General features: G+C 50.4%; 10 protein-coding genes. 7 read left to right on the top strand and 3 right to left on the bottom strand.

Going from position 1 to position 19,948, the window contains the following annotated elements; translation table 11 throughout:
* Positions 1-3 precede the first annotated feature (3 nt).
* The 7 genes from ACQY6I_RS17815 to ACQY6I_RS17785 are packed head-to-tail and all read left to right on the top strand — an operon-like array spanning position 4 to position 15,607.
* Complete coding sequence (locus ACQY6I_RS17815; RefSeq protein ID WP_428242857.1) at positions 4-450, top strand: GPW/gp25 family protein; 447 nt, start codon at positions 4-6, stop codon at positions 448-450.
* Entirely contained in the window at positions 450-3,524 is a 3,075-nt protein-coding gene (locus tag ACQY6I_RS17810) for a baseplate J/gp47 family protein (RefSeq protein ID WP_428242856.1), read from the top strand. Before ACQY6I_RS17815 ends, ACQY6I_RS17810 begins: the two co-directional genes overlap by 1 nt.
* A gap of 3 nt (positions 3,525-3,527) precedes the next feature.
* Positions 3,528-6,134, top strand: coding sequence for a hypothetical protein (locus ACQY6I_RS17805; RefSeq protein ID WP_428242855.1), 2,607 nt, complete (start codon positions 3,528-3,530; stop codon positions 6,132-6,134).
* 14 nt (positions 6,135-6,148) lie between these two features.
* On the top strand, positions 6,149-8,881 hold the full coding sequence (locus ACQY6I_RS17800) for a hypothetical protein (protein WP_428242854.1): 2,733 nt from the start codon (positions 6,149-6,151) through the stop codon (positions 8,879-8,881).
* A gap of 4 nt (positions 8,882-8,885) precedes the next feature.
* Positions 8,886-10,379 (top strand): contractile injection system tape measure protein, encoded by a 1,494-nt coding sequence (locus ACQY6I_RS17795; protein WP_428242853.1) that lies wholly within the window; start codon positions 8,886-8,888, stop codon positions 10,377-10,379.
* Entirely contained in the window at positions 10,346-11,713 is a 1,368-nt protein-coding gene (locus tag ACQY6I_RS17790; protein ID WP_428242852.1) for an ATP-binding protein, read from the top strand. Before ACQY6I_RS17795 ends, ACQY6I_RS17790 begins: the two co-directional genes overlap by 34 nt.
* A 24-nt stretch (positions 11,714-11,737) precedes the next feature.
* Positions 11,738-15,607 carry an eCIS core domain-containing protein gene (locus ACQY6I_RS17785; RefSeq protein WP_428242851.1) on the top strand — a complete coding sequence of 1,290 codons (3,870 nt, stop codon included), beginning with the start codon at positions 11,738-11,740 and terminating at the stop codon, positions 15,605-15,607.
* 298 nt (positions 15,608-15,905) lie between these two features.
* Here the strand turns inward: ACQY6I_RS17785 and ACQY6I_RS17780 are convergent, their stop codons facing one another.
* From ACQY6I_RS17780 to ACQY6I_RS17770, 3 genes are all read right to left on the bottom strand, one after another.
* Positions 15,906-16,871 (bottom strand): transposase, encoded by a 966-nt coding sequence (locus ACQY6I_RS17780; protein ID WP_428242850.1) that lies wholly within the window; start codon positions 16,869-16,871, stop codon positions 15,906-15,908.
* 368 nt (positions 16,872-17,239) lie between these two features.
* On the bottom strand, positions 17,240-17,989 hold the full coding sequence (locus ACQY6I_RS17775; RefSeq protein ID WP_428242849.1) for a hypothetical protein: 750 nt from the start codon (positions 17,987-17,989) through the stop codon (positions 17,240-17,242).
* 226 nt (positions 17,990-18,215) lie between these two features.
* A complete protein-coding gene (locus tag ACQY6I_RS17770; RefSeq protein WP_428242848.1) occupies positions 18,216-19,739 on the bottom strand; it encodes a sialate O-acetylesterase in 1,524 nt (507 codons plus the stop codon).
* Positions 19,740-19,948 lie beyond the last annotated feature (209 nt).

Here is a 19,948-nt window from a genome sequence, read left to right as displayed (position 1 = left end):
GATATGGCAGACGAACAGATTCCCACCACATCCTTTCTCGGTCGCGGCTGGAGTTTTCCGCCAATGTTTGAACTGACCTCTGGACAAGTCTCGATGACCGAGGATGAAGAAGACATAGTTGCCAGCCTGAAAATATTACTGGGCACCAGCGCTGGTGAACGCATCCTGCACCCAAAATACGGACTGAACCTGCAAAACTACCTGTTTGAACCCATGACCACGACCACCCAGACGTTTTTGAAAGATAAAGTCAAAACCACTCTGCTGGTTTACGAATCACGCATCAATGTACTGGCAGTGGAACTGGACAGTTCGAAATTAACGGAAGGCATGCTGCTTTTTTCCATTGATTATCAAGTCAGGGCAACCAACTCACGCTTCAATCTGGTCTACCCGTTTTATCTCAATGACAGCAGCGAAGTCAGCAATGGAACAGGAGTGCCGCGCTGATGAGTGATCAGGAAATCATTCAGCTAACATTCTTCACGCCTGGTCAGGCACAATCGGAGCGCTTTCCGGAAGCGCTGGACAAACATTATATTGATATTGATGAACACAGCACCGAACAACTGCTGGCATTCATGCAGCAGTTCGCTGGCCATATTCATTACTATCATCACGATAATGCTGACACGCCGGCAGGTCGGTGGGACAATTTCTTCCCTTTCACAGCAGAAAACCTGCCGCAATGGCTGGCCGGATTAAAGGACGATACGTCACCTCATCTGGCCTTGATTCGCAGTTTTCTGGCGCTGTACCAACATCCACAACGGGTGATCAATGAACTGACCGGTAAGCATCTGGATTTTTACTATCGTCAGGTACTCGGACTCACTCCCCAACCCGCCCGCCCGGATCAGGCCCATGCCATTTTCACGTTGAAAAACAACGCCACGGCCGTGCTGATTACACCGGAACACAGCCTGACAGCCGGCAAAGACGACACTGGTATAGAACGACTGTACCAACCGTTGTTTACAACCGTTATTCAACCAGCGAGTGTGGTATTTCTCAAAAGCAATTATCATGATCAAAATAATCTCGGCACCCTTCGCCACGCTCCAATCGCCAACTCCAGTGATGGCCTGGGTACAGCACTTGATACTGAGGATGGTAAATGGCCGCCATTCGGTCATGCACAGCTACCGGCGGCAGAACTAGGTTTTGCCATTTCCTCATCGATATTAAGGATGCAGTCCGGTCTGCGGAAAATTAAACTGATCTGCAGCCTCAGTGGCGTTCAGCACCAACAACTCCGCCCGGAACGTTTAGTTCAAGCATTTAAACTGTATCTGACAGCAGCCTCTAACTGGCTGGAACTTGGCACCATAACACCTCACGTTGAAGGCTCGACGTTGATATTCAATGTGACCATCAATGCCGATCAGGAAGCCATCATCGACTACGACCCGGCATTGCATGGTTACGATTACGATGCTGGAGCACCGGTCCTACAATGCTTGTTGAATACCGATCAAAGCAGTACAGGAACCCAGGTATTTGCTGGTATTCGAATCAACAGTATGGCCATTCAGGTGGATGTCAGCGATGTGCCGATACAGCAACTGGAAAATGACCTGGGTACTCTGGACGCAACCAAAGCCTTCATGCCTTTCGGACCGGAACCGCAGCAAGGATCACGGCTGCGTATTGGTCATCCGGAGTCCTTGAGCAAACCCCTGACCGAACTGTCTCTAAGCTTCGACTGGCAGGACATTCCCGACTCTCTTGGCAGCCATTATCACGATTACGTGACCACCGTCAGCAATACATCGTTTACCACCTCAATCACCTTTGCCGACGGACACAACTGGCACTTTCAACAGAGTGGCAAAACACTGTTTGACGCCAGTCACGCCAGCCATCGACACCGTCTAACCTTCAAAACTGCCACATCGACAGGTCGCCGCTCCTTCACCCCGGCAACCGTCGCATGGTCGCTGCGACATACCAAAGGCAGCTGGGCCTGGAACGATCTGCAAAAATTGCAATTGCGTTTTCCGGTTTATGCGGCTGGCCGCATACCGGGTATCACTGAATCTGCCAACGGCTATATTACCCTGTCTCTGGAACAAGATTTTCTACACCAGGAATATCGGCGCGAATATGTCCGTAACATCCTGAAATTCAGCAAAGTCTGGCAGCCCGATGCCGAACCCACACTGCTCAACGAACCCTATACTCCGGTTCTGCAATCCCTGACGCTCAGCTATAAGGCAAATTCTGGTGTAATCGCCCTGAACAGCCACTCATTAACGGACTTTACTCACGAGCAACTACGGTTTTATCACATCCGCGAATCGGGGCAATACCGTGAACACACATACCAACGTGATCAGTTCGATTTCCTGACGGATAAAAGCGTTACTTTATTACCGGACATTCCCAATCGTGGAGAACTATTGATCGGTCTTGACGGACTAACGGGTGGTGACAGCATCAGCCTGTTATTTCAGGTCGCCGAAGGCAGCGCCGATCCCGAACTCGATCCGCAGCAGGTTGACTGGGCAGTATTATGCGATAACTACTGGAAACCGATGTCCACTTCAGATGTCGCCAGAGACAGTACCAACGGCCTGCTCACCAGCGGGGTGATTCAGTTGGTCATTCCAACCCAGGCCAGCACCGCCAATACCCTGCTGCCGGCTGGCCTGATCTGGCTCAAAGCCAGTGTCAAAGCACATACCACAGCACTTCCGTCACTGCTTGCCGTCCTGACCAATGCAGTGACCGTACAGTTTACTGACCATAATAACGATCCCTTGCGGCTGGCTACACCATTACCGGCTGGTAGTCTCAAAAAGCTGAAGACTCCGATGGCCGCCATCAAGTCTGTTGCTCAGCCATACGCTTCTTTTGGAGGTAAAACGGTTGAGCAGGATGATGGTTTCAATACCAGGGTTGCTGAACGCCTGCGCCATAAAGACAGAGCCATCAACAGCTGGGATTACGAACGCCTGATACTGGATCATTTTCCGTCTATTCATAGAGTCAAGGTGGTTCCTCATGCCCGACCTGGTTCCTGGTCTGCTCCCGGGCACATACTCGCAGTGGTTATTCCAAATCTGAGCAACCGCAATGCGATCGATCCATTAAAACCCAAAGTCGACAGTGCCGAAATTGCGGCGATCAAAACCATGCTGAAACAACGGACAGGGATGGGCGTCGAAATACATGTACGTAACCCTCTTTATCAGCAAATACAGTTGTCGTTCAAAGTCAGTTTTCATACGGGTTTCGAATTCAACTACTACCAACAACAATTACAGCAGGCGCTGATTCAGAACTTATCACCATGGGCATTCAGCGATGCCACAGAGATGCAGTTTGGCGGCCGGATTTATAAATCGGTCCTGATCGATTTCATTGAAGAGCTCGAATATGTTGATTATATCAGTGCGGTCGAACTACGTAGTTTTACCGATACAACGACAGTTACGACGGCTACTTCAGGCGTACTGCCGGCCACACCAGATACCATTCTGATATCAGCGCCAACGCATCAGATCTTACCGATGGAGTAATCAATGATGACCATCTTGCAGCAAGCCACTCTCCAACGTCAGGACGAATCTGCGGAATTGAACCTGCAACAACTGTATGAACAGGGCTTACAACAGATACAGCGGTGGTCAAAACAGATCTGGACCGATTACAACGTGCATGATCCCGGTATGACCACCCTGGAGATCCTGTGTTATGCCCTGACAGACCTGAGTTACCGGGCATCCATGCCAATCACCGACCTGCTGGCAAGTCCAACAGACAACGCTGCCAACATGGCTGAACAATTCTTCTCCGCCCGGCAGATATTGACCAACCGACCGTTGACGGAGCTGGATTATCGAAAATTGCTAATAGATCTGCCTGGTATCAAAAATGCCTGGATATTGCCGCTTTCCAGCCATTGTTATGTTGATCTGCCACACGCCCAACTATTGGCAGATGATCCGGGCAGCGCCGGTGTGGAACGGGTGAATATTCAGGGACGCTATCAGGTTCGGTTGGACTTCAACGAAGATCTGACCGTCACTGAACAGCAGGATGCCACCCAACTTGCCCAGGATACTTTACATGCCAACCGAAGTCTGTGTGAGGATTTCGTAACCTTCTCCGCCGTTGAGACCGAACCCTACCGCCTCTGTGGCAACATCGAACTGCAGAAAGACGCCAGCGTCAATGAGGTAAAAGCGCGAATTCTATTCGCGGTACAAAATTACCTGGCACCAGTCGTCCACAATTACCGATTGTCGGAGGTGTTGGCCAAAACCAAAGCCGATGGTCGCCACTACCGTAGCGATGACATCTTTAACGGTCCGTCATTGACCTGTGGATTTATTCTGGACGATGAACTGCGTCAGGCAGAGCTACGTAGCGAAATCCGCCTGTCTGATCTGATCAATATCCTGATGGATATTCCCGGCATACTGGCCGTGACCGAACTGATCATCACTCCCGTCACAGCCATGGTGGCTGTCGAAGATCGCTGGCGTCAGACCATCCCGGCTGGCAAAAAAGCCGTACTCGACCAGGCAGGCAGCCGACTGATTTTCCATAAAGGCGTAATGCCAATTGTCCCCCAACCGGATCAGGTAGAGGCAGAACTGACAACGCTGCAACAACAGCAACGGCTCAAACTGGATACCGCATCCAATGAAGACCTGCCGATACCACTTGGACATTTTCGCAACCCAGGTCAATACACCAGTCTGCAGCACGACTTCCCATCCATCTACGGACTTGGAGATACCGGAGTACCGCCGGGACTGGACCCCAACCATCCCGCCAAGGTTCTGCAACTGCGCGCCTATCTATTATTTATGGAACAAATTCTGGCCAATTACTTTGCTCAGCTCGCGCATATTCGAGAACTGTTTTGCACCGATCCGACCCAACTGCGCAGCTATTTTTATCAGACGGTCAACAGTTTCACCGACTGGCAAAAAATCTATGCCGATGCCGATCCCGTGGCCAGCCTGGAAAATCAAATCGAGGATAAGGTGAACCTCGTCGACCGACGCTCACGTTTTCTCGATCACCTGATCGCGCGATTTGCAGAACAATTTACGGACCTCGCACATATCATGTATTCGTCTTTTGAAGTGGGGCCAGAAACCTTGATTCAATACAAGTGCGAATTCCTGAAACAATATCCATCGCTGAGTCGTGATCGTAGTCTGGCTTACAATTATCACCTGCAAGACGATGAGGCGCTCTGGAACAGCGATAACATCTCCGGTCTCGAACGCCGGCTGACAGCCCTGCTGGGCATTCGTAATTCCCGCCGACGTAACCTGAGTGAAATCAGCTACGACATCTACGCTGAAATCGACACGACTCCCGATGACGAGTTTCGTTTTCGTATCCGGCACCGGCTGAGCAATGCCATTTTATTGAGCAGCAGCACCCACTACAGCACGACCGAAGAAGCCACGGCCGCCATGACCACTGCAATATTCCATGCGTCTAATCCCAATGGTTATTCACGTAAACTCAGCAGCAACCAAAAACATTATTTCAATATCGTCAATGATAACGGCGAGGTGGTGGCCAGGCGGATCGAGTATTTCGATCAACCGGAAATGATGGAAAGCGCCATTGCTGAACTGATCGACTATCTACGGCTCAACTATTCAGATGAAGGTCTGTATCTGATCGAAAATATTTTGTTATGGCCAGAACAACCCGACGATCCCTTTCTACCCGTCTGTGTGGACAGACAGTGCGATTCATGCGAGGAACATGATCCGTACAGTTATCGTATTCACATTATTCTGCCTGCCTACGCCGCCCGGTTTTCCAACCAGGACTTTCGTCACTTCGCCGAATCCGTTATCCGCGCAGAAGTACCGGCGCACATCATGCCCAAGATCTGCTGGATCAGTCAGGCTGATATGGCGTCGCTGGAATCCGTTTACCGCGCCTGGATATCTGTGAAGTCCGGTAGAACCAGTGCAGATCGGCAGACAATTTTACAAAGCCTGATCGAGCGCCTGTACAACATAAAAAATGTTTACCCGACCGAACAGCTGTATGACTGCAGTGACCCTGCAACAGACAGCCGGTTTATTCTCAATAACACCGCTCTGGGATCACTGTCTACTGCCAGCGACAGCGAATCTCCGGATCAATGATGGGATGAAAGACTATGCCAACCTTACATAACAGTCTTGCTGAAGTGGCCAGCGGTTACAGTGTATTTGAAAAAGATCAGGTATTAACCGAAGCACAACTTAACAGTGTCAGCCAATACCTTGATGATCAGGACCGCATAAGCCGCATCCAACTGACCGGTACAGGCATCGTTTGCGGCCTTACTATTCGTTTCAGCAACGATCAGATCCAACTTGAAACAGGTACCGGCATCACCACCGATGGCGATCTGATTCAGATTGATCACCCAATCACCTTCGATCGCTATAAACTGTATGGCACCGATGCCCCCAGATATTCGCCCTTCTATCTGAATGACACCACCATGCTGCCAGTCTACGAATTGGTACCAGTGGGCGCGACGGATGTACTGGCACACAGTCTGGTGACGTTTACCAGTGACAGCAACGATACACTGAGTGCCATGACTGCGCTGTTGCTGATGGAAAGTTATATTAAAGACGATGACCTGTGTACCGGCAGCGATTGTGACAATCATGGTCAGGACTATGTCAGCCGGCCAAAGCTGTTACTCATCGCCAGCAGTCAGGCCGGGGCATTAATGCCGCAGTTACAGACATCCCGACAGGCATCCAGGACACTGCCACAACTGACCATTCCCAGGGTGCAGATCAACGCTACAACCAGCCGGGAATCACAATTGAACACTCTGTTTCTCACTGCCTGTCAGAACATGGTCCAACAACTGACCCAGGCATTCTCCAGCATTTGGCCTCAAGCTGGATTTCTATTGCAGGGCCAGTTTGACGGAGACCCCGGCCCTGGTTGGACAACCCGATTGCAGAACCTGCAGGGCAGCATTTCCAACACCACACGCGGTGTTCAGTACTATTACGATTTTCTGGTCGACCTGTGTCATACCTGGAACGATTTTAAATCCACCCTCTATACCGATCGCCCCTGGTGCAATCCGGATATCAATGGCTTCCCAAAACATCTGCTACTGGGCAATCTGACAAATCCACAGCAAAATCGCTTTGATTTTTATCCGTCAGCCGCCATCAATCGTCATCACACTCTGGATCACGCGAGATTCCTGGCCCGTAAAATCCAAACATTGTTGGAGCAGTTTTCACTTCCTGGTCGCCTGACAACTATCAAAATCACCCCCAGCAGCCTGACTCGTCCTCTGGAACACAGTGCCATTCCCTGTTACTACCAGATCGATGAACAACACAGCGTGGTGGAATACTGGAACTTTGCCTTGCATCAACAAGGGATGTCGGCACACAACTATGGTTATCATGCTGATAGTTATGAGGCCACCGGAGCAGCATCGGATCCATTGCAATACAGCCTGAATGAGTTTGATTTTTTCCGCATTGAAGGCCATCTCGACCTACCGATCAACACCGCTTTGAATCAGATCAAAAACTCCCTCAACGCACAACAACTACCTTTCAGCGTGACCAGTGTCCTGATCGGCACCAGCCATACTGGAATCGTTGGCCGGCGGGGTGCCGGATATAACGACCTGCACCGGTTACACTACCTGTTGCGTCAGGACCTCAGCCACAACCTCAATGATGTCAACCGCTTTAGCAATCGTTTCAAACAAAACATCGACACTGCAATTGAGCAAGGCGTGATCAACGACGAAACCACGGGGAGTGACAGCGTAAAAGTCAGTCAGTTATCAGAACGGAAAAATGCGGCAATTACAGCAAGGACTAAAACCGCCCAGCAGAAAATCAATCTGCCATACTCACAATATCGTGCCGATACCAGCTGGAAATCAGACATCAGCGACACCATGACCAACGTCGGTGAATATAAGTTCCAGCTTGGCAAGGTGGTTAAAACCGAATTTAACACCCCTTTTGACATCCTGATCGGTGGCACCCGGGTGGAATGGCTGGACTGGCTGGATGTATTGATCGATCAGAAGGATCAGCAACAGGACGAAAAACGGCTGCTGCGCAGCTTCGTACAACAGTACCCCGGCATGGAACATACTGGCGGCGTCATACGAGGCGGAACCTTCGTACTGCTTTACGACAGCAGCGGCACGGTGGTTGGTGACATTATGTTATCTCACTATCTGCCTGAACCCGAGCAGCAGGCAGCTGAAGAACCCACTCTGCCCAAACCCGGAATACGGCCGGGTTGGGTCATCGACAGTGGCATCAATCTGCTGCCGTCCCGGGACCATTACTTTGGTCTGCAAATGACTGATTTCAAAACCGGTCTGGATCGGGAATGGAATACAAAATTTAACCTGCAAACGACTTATACCGATGCATTCAAAGAGTCTCTGGGCATTATCGACAGCATCTATCAGATCAAATCCACCAACCTGGCCGGCGGTGATGTAAAAGCCGGACTCAATGATGACATCCTCAATAGCCTGACCGGGCAGATGGCACAGGATCGAACCCTGATCGAGAAATATCGTCAGGGTGCTACCGACGACAGCCTGCCAGACGATTCCCGCCAGTTCTATCAGCGGGCGTTGCAGGAACGCCAACAGAACCTGATTAAAACCATTGGTCAGGCTGCTGAATACATGTCTATCAACAACACTGAGGTGAACGTCGGCAGCGATGGTTATCAGGTATTACAAGGTATCGAAAAAGGCGTGGGGGCCGTAACAGACAATCAGAGTCTGGCTCGGGAAGTCAGCGTCAGTTTGGGGAAAATCAGCGACAGCTCCAGCAATCGCAATCTGGCTAATGGCATAAAAATTATCATGGGCGGCATCGGTTAACATCATGGCACAACATCGAATCAGGCGTTTGAACATCCAGGTCAGAACCCGGCATCAGCAAGATGCCCTGATACTGCGCCAACGGTTTTCCTCACACTGGGAAGAAATACTATCCCCATTTGAACATCATTTTGATCGTCTGCAGACAGAGCAACAGCAATACCACCATATTCCACCCATCCGACTCTGTGTCAAACTGAATGACATTAATGATTTCAACGGTTTGCCAGATCAGATCGAACAACAACTATCCGTGCTGTTCAGTCAGGTTGACACAAATCATCACTCCTATGATGAGCAGGCAGTCACTGTTTCTGCTGCCACAAATGCCGCAAACGATGATCAGACAGTCACCAACGGACAAAACTGGAATCCCGTCGACATATTGTGCCATTACCTGCAGTCCGGCTCACTGCCCTGGTTTTGCGCACACGAGCCGAATATCCACGACCATCTGCAAACATGGGTCATCACCTGCCAGCAGCAGCTACAACCGAGACTGGTGTCAGAAGCCAAAGTTGAAGCCATCGTACGCTGGTTACAACTGCTGCCAAACGCAGACATCTACAGCCAGGTCCTTGCGTTACTCAACACCGTTCCTCAAGCACTGGACACCGTTGACCGGCTATTAATGGAATACCTAATAACCAGCAAATTACCGTATAAAAATGAAGGTCAGCGCTGGTTCTGTCTGGCAGCGTTCATCTGTCAGCAGATTTCATTTATCCAAGCAGATCAGATTCTGTCAGCACCTCAGACACTACTAGCCGTATTTGCTCCAGACCCACAACAAAAACAGCAATGGCTCGATATCTGGCAACGCCAGAAACAGTATTCTCAATCCTCACGGCTGGCGGTTTTTCTGCAACAACTGACCACGATGATCCTCACCGATACGCCAACATCCCGGCCGGTAAATACCCACACGACCATAACACCCGCAATAACGGCTACAGCGACAGAGCAAATACCGGACAAATTCATCACCTTAAAATCTGAGCTAACACCGATTTCCCTGGCCGGTGGCATTCTAATCTACCCTTATTTAAAGACGCTTTTTTCAGCCTGCAACATCAATACTGCCCGTCTTCCGGACAATCCTTCGCATACCTGCAAAGCGGTGGCACTGATCCACTACTGTCTGAACGGTCACCAACTGGCGCTTGCCCATGAACTGCCGATCATCAGGGTATTATTGGCACTGGTGCCAGATACTCCTTTATTGATCAGTCCGGACATGCTCACAGACTCCGATATCCAGCAGGCTGATGCCGCACTCCTGGCCATGATCAGCCACTGGCACAAACTGAACAACACTTCCATCGATGGTCTGCGCCGGGCCTTCCTGCAACGACCGGGTTTTATTCAATACGAGGACCATCAAACGATCCTGAAACTGGAACGCCTGGGCCATGATGTCCTGTTGGATTTTCTTCCTTACTCTTTGACCATAGTGAAACTGCCGTGGATGCACAAACCGATACAAGTCAGCTGGTAAACAATCACAATATCGCGACAGACCTGGAGCAGGAGCTGCAATGGTTTTCGCAGGTATTGCAGCAGCGGCTGGTGGGTTACTTTGATGAAGCCGATCACGCTCCAGACCCGGCCTGGCAAAATCCGCCACAACTCGGCGCCTCGGCATATGGCCAATTGACCGAACAACTCAAACTCACTATTACGGAAAGGTTGATTCTGGTGTTGTGCCTGACGCCTCATATCCAGCCACAGCTACTCGATGTTTTACTGATTCGCAACACCGAGACACAACGCGGTTTTACTGAATTCGGCGGTCAGCTTGGTAGTGCCCATGGCGGTTTTCTACCCACCATAGAAACTGCACTGTTTATCTGTGCCGGCATCCATCTGGACCAACGCTTCGATACTCAGAACGCACTACAACCGGATGCTCCATTAATACGCGAAGGTATTTTGCAGATCCTCGAATCCCCGGCGCAAGAACCCTGGGCGGCGAGCGCGCTGATCATCCATCGCGACCTGGTACAGCAACTGACGACCGGACACGAATACCACCCTCAGTTCAACAGTGACTTTCCGGCCAAGCTCATAAAAACCCAATTGAACTGGGATCACCTGATTCTTCCCAAAGGCATTATCGAACAATTGGATGAAATACGTCACTGGATTCTCTACGGCGACCAGCTGCTCGACCAGCTTGGCATGCGCGGCAAACTCGCGCCGGGATTCACCAGCCTGTTTTGTGGGCCCCCTGGTACCGGAAAAACCCTGTCAGCCTGCTTACTGGGCAAATATTGCGATAGTGACGTCTACAAAGTAGACCTGAGCCTGATGGTCTCAAAATATATTGGCGAGACCGAAAAAAACCTGGCCAGAGTATTTGATACGGCCGAGCACCGTCGCTGGATTTTGTTTTTCGACGAAGCGGACGCATTATTTGGCAAACGCACCAAAGTCGATGATGCCCGCGACCGCTATGCCAACCAGGAAATCAGCTTTCTGTTACAGCGGGTGGAGGAATTTGACGGCGTCGTGATCCTGGCATCCAACTTTAAGAGCAACATTGACGACGCATTCAAACGACGCTTTCAATCCATTATCGAATTTCCCATGCCACAAGCGGCAGAACGTCTGAAAATCTGGCGTAACGCACTACCACTCTCAAACACTCTGGAAGACGACCTGGAGTTGCAGAAAATTGCGGATAAATATGCACTGTCAGGTGGCACCATCCTCAATGCAGTACGTTTCGCCTCTCTGCGCATGCTGGCCCGGGGTGATCATCGACTGCAACAGAACGACATTGAAGAAGGCATCCGACGTGAATATCTAAAAGAAGGAAAACGGCTGTAATCGACATGACATCGGACGACGTTTATGGAAACCGCAAAAAAAAGTAGCACCAGCCGCAAAAACCAGGCCGCCGCCCAGACACAGAGCCCGGCAATGGACAGCGCCCAGGGATTGAGCCGTACCCGGCTACAAATGGCCAGCAAAGTTTCATCGCCCGATGACCCGCAAGAAAAAGAAGCCGACCACACCGCGCAAAAAATCATGCGTATGGCCATAGCCGACTCCAGTATCAGCTACGTCCGCCAAGGCAATCGCAGCGTTTTCCGCCAAATCAAAGAAAAAGAATCCGAGACAGTCAGCACCAAACTGAAATCCCCCTACATCGCCCGGTTTACCTCCCCCCAGATAAACCGGACAGAACAACAACCACCAATCCAAACAAAAACAACCGATGAAACCACCACCCTACGGTCAAAAAACACCGACGAACAAGTGGACATCAAGCGTCTCTCCTTACAACAGGACACCCACCTTAAAAGCCAAGCAAACAGTACACTTCAACGCCAGGCGACGAAAGAACCCGAAGCCATTCAGACAAAACCAGATGAAGAAACTCCAGATGTTCAGCGTAAGGCTGCCAGCTTACAACAGGACACCCACCTTAAAAGCCAAGTAAACAGCACACTTCAACGCCAGGCGACGAAAGAACCCGAGGCCATTCAGACAAAACCAGATGAAGAAACTCCAGATGTTCAGCGTAAGGCTGCCAGCGATTTAGTAACAGGACACCCACAGCAACAGCAGGACACCCACTTTCAGACAAAGCCAGACGAAGAAACCTCCGTTCAGCGCAGCGCTAACTCCGAGGAGCCAGTACAGGCCAAAGCTGAAGGGACACCCGATGTATCTGGTAGTGTCAGCGCGCAAATCCGAAGTAGCATGACTGGTGGTGAACCGCTGCCTTTGTCGGTACGCAAGTTTATGGAGCCGCGCTTCAATGCAGATTTCAGCAATGTCAGAGTTCATAAAGATGGGGAGGCCGCCAAACTCAATACTCAGGTGAATGCCAAAGCGTTTGCGGTCCATAATCATATTTTCTTTGGTAAAGACCAGTACCAGCCTGATAGCGATGACGGTAAGGAACTGATGGCCCATGAGCTGACCCATACCATTCAACAGGGAGGTGCCGTTCAGCGGAGTGCTGATGAGGAACGGCCGGACGTGCCTGTAGAAGCGCGCAGCGAAACCAAAATCAATCGACTTGGCATTAGTGACGCGCTGGATTATTTTGCCGACAAGGCTTATCTGATTCCTGGCTTTCGCATGTTCACCATCATCCTGGGGATGAATCCCATCAACCGCGACCGGGTTGAACGTAGCGCAGCGAATATCCTTCGCGCCATCGTCGAGTTTCTACCTGGCGGTATTCTGATCACCCGAGCGTTGGATAATCACGGGATCTTCGAGCGGGTTGGCCATTGGGTAGAGCAACAAATCAACGGTCTCGGTATGACCTGGACACTGATACGCGATGCACTGGACCGTTTCCTCGACTCCCTGAGCTGGCGAGATATTTTCGATCTCAGCGGTGTCTGGGCAAGGGCCAAACGTATATTCACTGACCCCATCAACCGCATCAAACGTTTTGTAAGTGGCATATTCAACACCATTCTTCAGTTTATTCGCGATGCGGTGTTGCGTCCGTTGGCCGAGCGAGTTGCCCGCACTCGTGGCTGGGATCTGCTCACTGCACTACTAGGCTCCAATCCGATTACCGGCGATCCGGTTCCCCGCAATGCAGAGACGCTCATCGGTGGATTCATGAAGCTGATCGGACAGGAAGAAGTGTGGAATAACATCAAGCGAGCCAACGCCATTGCCCGCGCCTGGGCCTGGTTTCAGGGAGCAATGGCAGGACTACTGGGTTTTGTCCGTCAGATTCCCACGCTGTTCATGAATGTGTTTCGTGCCTTGCAAATCCGAGATCTGCTAGACATACCCTCAGTGCTCGGTCGAGTGTTCCGGGTATTCGGAAATTTTGTCGGACGCTTCATCAGCTGGGCAGGCGGCACTGTATTGCAGCTGCTGCAAATCATTTTTGAAGTCGTTGCGCCTGGGGCCATGCCCTATCTACGTCGTGCTGCTGCAGCATTCAGAAACATCATTCGTAACCCTATCGGGTTTATCGGAAATCTGGTTCGTGCGGGAAAACTCGGATTTCAAAAATTCCGCCGCAACTTTATGCGCCACTTACGTACCTCTCTGATTAACTGGCTCACTGGAACCATGAGCGGTGCTGACGTTTACATCCCTCAGGCTTTTACTCTGAGGGAAATTTTAAAGTTTGTGCTCAGTGTGCTGGGACTGACCTGGCAGAACATCCGTACCCGCCTGGTACGGGTTGTGGGTGAACGTGCCGTGACGGCTATGGAAGCCGGCTTCGACCTGATTCGCACCTTGATCACTGAAGGTCCGGCAGCGGCATGGCGACAATTGCTTGAAGGCCTTAGCAACCTGCGCGACATGGTAATCGAACAAATCATCACCTTCGTCACTCAAAACATCGTGACTCAGGCTGTGATTAAACTGGTGTCCATGTTGAACCCCGTTGGCGCATTCGTGCAGGCCATTATTGCAACCTATAACACCATTATGTTTTTTGTAGAACGTTTGCGCACCATTGCCAGGGTGGCGATGTCATTTATCAATTCCATTTCAGCGATTGCTGCAGGTCGTCTGAATGCCGCCGCCAACCGGGTGGAAACCACAATGGCCGGTATGTTAACACTGGTGATCAGTTTTCTCGCCCGTTTTGCCGGGCTTGGCCGGGTTTCTACTGCAGTGAGAAATATCATTGACCGGGTACGAAGACCGATAAACCGTGGCATCGACCGAGTGGTAAATTGGATCGTCGCTCAGGCACGCCGGGCCGGTAGGTTTATTGTCCAGGCCGGTGTGCCTCAAGATCCGGAACAAAGAGCACGTCAGGGGATGGCCGCTGCCGTTGCCGTAGTCAATCGCCTGCCCGGCAATCGAATCGGCGAAGCTGTTATACGTCCAGCGTTAAGAGCCATCAAAGCACGTTATGGTTTCAGCTTACTGGAACCATTGCTGGAAGGAGGAGTCTGGTGGGTCATCGGCGAAATGAGCCCCAGACGTCGTCAACCTACACAAAAATCCTCGCCCAACGCTCCCACTGGTGCCAGCACCAGCACTCTGCCAGATCGAGTGGACATCCTGAATTCCGGAGGAGCAACCATGATCAGCGGCTACTCCCGTTCCAGTCGCAGTGGCAGCTTTCAGACAGCAATATTTTCCGGCAGCGTTACATTGAGCAAACTCAAACACCCACCACAAGCCGGTCAAACTGGCGATCAGATCGTCAATGCGCCGAGTACAGCCACCGTGGAATATACTATTTCCGCCGCCAATGGTATTTACGGCACGCCCCCGACTGCATTTCAAGCAGTAGACCGCAGTGATCCGGACGAAGCCGCCTCTTACAGCGCCACGCGCGAAGCCTTTCCGGAGGTCATGCGCAACTGGTGGCAAACAGAACCAACCGCTGATGCCGCCAGAATTGCCCAACTTAACAGCGCAGGACTGGTCGATATTGACGCCACTGGCGGTTTGATTCGCGGACAACAAAAATGGCGTTATATACACAGCCAACTCAATGCCCAAGAACAAGCCATGCTGACCGGCCCCGTCAACAAAGACAACATGGTCGCACTACTCGACAAATTACCCGCCAGCAGAAGAGACATTTTGAAACAGGCCTGGAAAAACCGCTGGGCACGGGGCACCCAGATTCACCACATAAAACCAGTCAACTTTGGCGGTAACAACTCCAACTTCGTACCACTAAGCGCAGATAAACATATAGGCTCCAACGGCGTACATCCCAGATTCTGGACCCCGCTAAAACGGTTTTTAATGAACCTAAGATCCTGACTCCAAAAGGCAGAGTATTGAAACTGAAATAGCTAAGACACCCATTTAAAATAAAATAATAAAATAGGACACCCACTGAAAAAATGGCATAAATAGACAGCCATACGAAGAAACGAAATTCCCTTTTTCCGTAAACTAACACGGCAAAAACGATAAACAAGTTTAACCAAGGCAATTTGGATGCTACTGATGTAATAACTGGGGTGTAATTGGGGGAAACTGCTGATGCATGTACGAGCTGCAGCAAGACGAATTTCTTGAAAGTATCCAGTGCACTGTCTTTTAAGGGAATTCTTGATTAACCCGCCAACAAATTTGGCGGCATGCGATGCAATTTGAAGCAGTTTTTGATGTTTTCAAACGATGACTGCTGACCGGCAAAGCATTTGAATTGTTTTTCAAAGTGTCGGGTCAAGCGGTGCCATTGTCTGTCTGAGAGATGAATACGTTCAAGTATCGATGGTTGTTCTGCTGCGATAAAACCGGGTTTGTCTTCCCGCATTGCCCGCCCCGTCCAATCCACCAGTTCCAGATAGTCTTTGAGCGGAAAAGGCAGACCTTCCGGCATATCCTGTTGATAGTGACCGACAAACGGCCGTAATTCTCTGGGTTGCCGGCCATTCTCCTGAATGGATTTGATGCGTTTTTGAATCGATGTGTGGTCTGATGTGTCGGGTGTTTCTGCGATTTTCGCTCGGATGGGATTCAGATCAACATAAGCCATACAGGCCATTAGTGCTTTTTCATCCAGTAATGCCTGGGACTTAAACCGACCTTCCCAGAAGCGCCCGGTGCATTGATCCTCCCGATTGGCGCGCCGGGCAATGCCTTCGTTCAATACTGCCATAAAGCGGCTGATGGACGTCAGAGTTTCCCGCCATTGCTCCACTAATGTGGCCAGTGCCGCTTCTTCAGCTGGGGAAAAACAGTCGCCATTCAAATAGCGATGGCTCAGAGGAACGCCTTTATAAAGCCGATGCCAACGCAGAATGACGTCTTTGACAGACCATTGTTCACTCTGCCGGGGATTGATGTGCAAGACCACATGCACATGATTGGTCATGACCGCGTAGGCACAGATATCGATGGCGAATATCTCACCCAGCCATAACAAGCGATCTTCAACCCATTGGCGACGGTGTTCGTAACTGATTTGAGTAAAGGGGTCGAAGCCACAGAGAAAAGCCCGCCGAACGCAGCGGGAGATACAGTGATAGTACGAGGTGGCATCGAGTGATATTTGCGACTTCCTTGATCGGGCCATGGCTATATCCTGATAAATATACAGTATTTTGAATAATGCCTTTCTTGGAATTCAGAATCAAGACTTAAAATGGGTGTCTAGCTAATAGATAAAGTGGGTGTCCTTTGTCTCTTTGTCTTTGTATTAAATCCCTCTACAGACAATCAGACTATTCCGCTGAGCCTGGATGCAGATCAGGATGGTATTCTGGACAGCTGCGATCCAGAAATCGCACCCAACAATGTTGCCGCTTGGTTAGTACCTGTACTGTATTTATTGCTCTAAAACGACGCTGACAGCGTGTTGTACCGAGCAACAGATGGAGCTACCAGTACTATCGATATGATGGCGATGTTGTGTGCAACATCGCCAGGTTACCCAATGAATAGTCAAGACTGCTTGAGGTCAACCGTCATGGAGCCAAAGTCACCGTATCTGACTGTTATTTGAGTAAATGGGACATTAATAACCCCAGCATAAGAACCTGTGATCACCGCTTGTCCAGCCTCAATAGTGTGTCCCCGCTCATTGAGAAAGTTAACCAGCCAGGTTAAGGGTGCACGCGCATCAGCATTAGGATGATGACCATCCAATCGGATGTCTTCGTGGGAATACTCCACTTGAATCAGAAAAGCAGCAGGCGATTCCGAGACCACTGGACCTAAATAAAGTCCCTGATTAAAGAGCCCGTCCGCCAGTAATTCTGGAAACTGACAACTATCCGGATCACTGTAGCGACCACGTATTAACTCCAGAGCCATGCGGACTTCACCAATGGCCGCACAAACTTCCTCCTCAGAATAGGAGGTTCCTCGGGGCGCAAGGGTTTCAGAAAAGACAAAAGCGAGTTCAGGTTCGATAGCCGCTGCATTGTTGATCGGCGCTAACGAACAGGTGCCGCTCCGATGGACCAGACGCTGATAAATCGGTGCCACCACAACCTTGTCGTCGCTGGGCAGCAAACATTTCCAACCAGCGATCTCTTCACCCTCTGCCGCATGCAACCTGGAAACTTCTTCCTGTATCAACAATGCTTCGTCGAGCGCGTGTGGGCGGCATGTTTCTGGTAATCGTCCAATTTGATCACCACTACGGCGGGCCTGAAATAATAGCTGAGCAGCTGTCTGGGTATGATTCATGATACATCTCTAAGCAAAACCCGCATGCTACGACATCCATCCTATAAAAAAAATCGGGTAGATCAGCCTTATAGGGGTTTGAGCCGGTTAACGAATATCCAGCACATAATACTGGGAGGTAAATCGGGAGGTAAATAATGAGCATACTCCATTGCAAGCAGCTCATCAGCAATATGAATAAATTTGCACCGGAGTCAGGTGAGACCCCGGTGAAGCCATACCATGATCAGCGAGTGGCACAGAATCCGGTGGCGCGGCTACTTTGTCCGGTTGCAAGTTTGCCATTCCAGTTCGACCCGGATGATACCTTGAGAGACGAGCCAACCTGACTCCAGCTACCATTCCACAAACTGTCAACCTGGCCTTCAATGGTAAATTCAACTACCCATTCAGTAGCTGGCCCACCATCATTGGTAACAACCAACGCCGCACAATAACCACTTCCCCAATCATTGGTCATTTCAAGCTTGGCCGTTACATGACTGGGTTCCGTGGAACCGGAATCCGATGACCCATCACCAGGATCTGTTGTTGATCCGTCTACGTTACCAAACCCGATAGAACCATTGCAGTGCAACCATTCAGAGAAACTGCCACCACCACAACTGCTGTCACCCCAGACACCGGTATTGTCGTCCTGATCTTCTGCCTGACGAACCACACCATTCACAATGACATAGTCAACCTGTACATCGCGGTCACCACCATCATTGGTAAAGCCGACCCGAATCGCACCAGTGGCATTGGTATGTACGGTGGTATCCGACATGATGGTTGAAGCTGTCCATGCATGAATGGTGACACCACCCACCTGCAGATTGACGGCTTCATCACCGGCGGCGCCTTTCAAACGAACAACAATCGTGTTGTCACCCTCACCCGTAGAACCACCATTGTTATCATCTGAACCGCCATTATTGTCACTCGCACCAGTATCCACCAGCTCAAGCATCTTATTAGCATAACGACGCCCCATCTCACGAACCCCGGCAGAATTCCAATGATATTCGTCATGGACATTAAGCCCGCCATCCGCTTTTACCACATGCGCATTTGAGATCACCGACGGCAGCTGGGCAATCAACCGATTGTGACTGGAACAACAACCCGTATATGGCAATTCTCCGGCGATAAACGGAATATCGCCAACCCCGAGGTCATTGCGTATATCCGTAACCAGTTGTTTAACCCGGCCAGGCCAAGCGGGATCACTGGTATTGCTTTCTCCCTGATGGAAGATAATGCCTTTAATCACCCCACGCTGTTGGGCTTTGCGAGCCAGATCCAACAACCAGGCGTAACCACCATGCAGATTATTTGGCGTGCTGCCAAAGCTCGGAGTACAGGCATTGTAGGCGTCACAATTTTTCAGAAAATACTCAATTTTCTGTCCACCGTGAGCAGCACCGACCAAACCAACGGTCACGCTCGATGGAGAGTTCTCTGCCATTACCTTGCCGAAACTGTCACCAGGCCCCAACCCCAGGTAATTCAGACAACGGATCAACGGAGGCGCAGCTACCCGCCATTGACCATAGGATGCTCCCAGTCTCGGGCAGTTTTCATCCTGTAATACCATCACTCTGGGATTAGTAACCTGATCCTGAGCTTCAATTGTGGCGGCGCCTTCCATATTTGACTGTCCCACCAGGAGATAAATATGAAAATTCGGGTCCGGTTCAGCCATGGCCGGAAATACCAATGCTGACATCAATACAGTCAGACTGAAAATCATGTTGAGCTTTTTCATATAGATATTCTTTTATTGAGAAAACAGGGTATTGGTGACACTTGCCAGCTCCACGGGACGGTATATTTATTAGCTGGAGAAATAACCACAGCACACTGAACAACATTTGCTCAATCGTCTATGGCATCACCTGTATCGCTTATCGGCTTCAGCCCATATTCTCTCTATAGAATGGGCGTCCACTGTCTATAGTCATACCGACGAATTCG

It is taken from the genome of Gynuella sp. (assembly GCF_050297175.1).
Taxonomy (GTDB): Bacteria; Pseudomonadota; Gammaproteobacteria; order Pseudomonadales; family Natronospirillaceae; genus Gynuella.
Note: the sequence above shows the minus strand (reverse complement) of the source record. Positions and strands in the feature narration are given on the sequence as shown.

Bases quoted from the DNA above. Each gene is read 5' to 3' on its own strand.
- ACQY6I_RS17775 (WP_428242849.1), bottom strand. From the start codon at position 17,989: ATGAATCATACCCAGACAGCTGCTCAGCTATTATTTCAGGCCCGCCGT.
- ACQY6I_RS17810 (WP_428242856.1), top strand. From the start codon at position 450: ATGAGTGATCAGGAAATCATTCAGCTAACATTCTTCACGCCTGGTCAG.
- ACQY6I_RS17800 (WP_428242854.1), top strand. From the start codon at position 6,149: ATGCCAACCTTACATAACAGTCTTGCTGAAGTGGCCAGCGGTTACAGT.
- ACQY6I_RS17770 (WP_428242848.1), bottom strand. From the start codon at position 19,739: ATGAAAAAGCTCAACATGATTTTCAGTCTGACTGTATTGATGTCAGCA.
- ACQY6I_RS17815 (WP_428242857.1), top strand. From the start codon at position 4: ATGGCAGACGAACAGATTCCCACCACATCCTTTCTCGGTCGCGGCTGG.
- ACQY6I_RS17780 (WP_428242850.1), bottom strand. From the start codon at position 16,871: ATGGCCCGATCAAGGAAGTCGCAAATATCACTCGATGCCACCTCGTAC.
- ACQY6I_RS17805 (WP_428242855.1), top strand. From the start codon at position 3,528: ATGATGACCATCTTGCAGCAAGCCACTCTCCAACGTCAGGACGAATCT.
- ACQY6I_RS17795 (WP_428242853.1), top strand. From the start codon at position 8,886: ATGGCACAACATCGAATCAGGCGTTTGAACATCCAGGTCAGAACCCGG.
- ACQY6I_RS17785 (WP_428242851.1), top strand. From the start codon at position 11,738: ATGGAAACCGCAAAAAAAAGTAGCACCAGCCGCAAAAACCAGGCCGCC.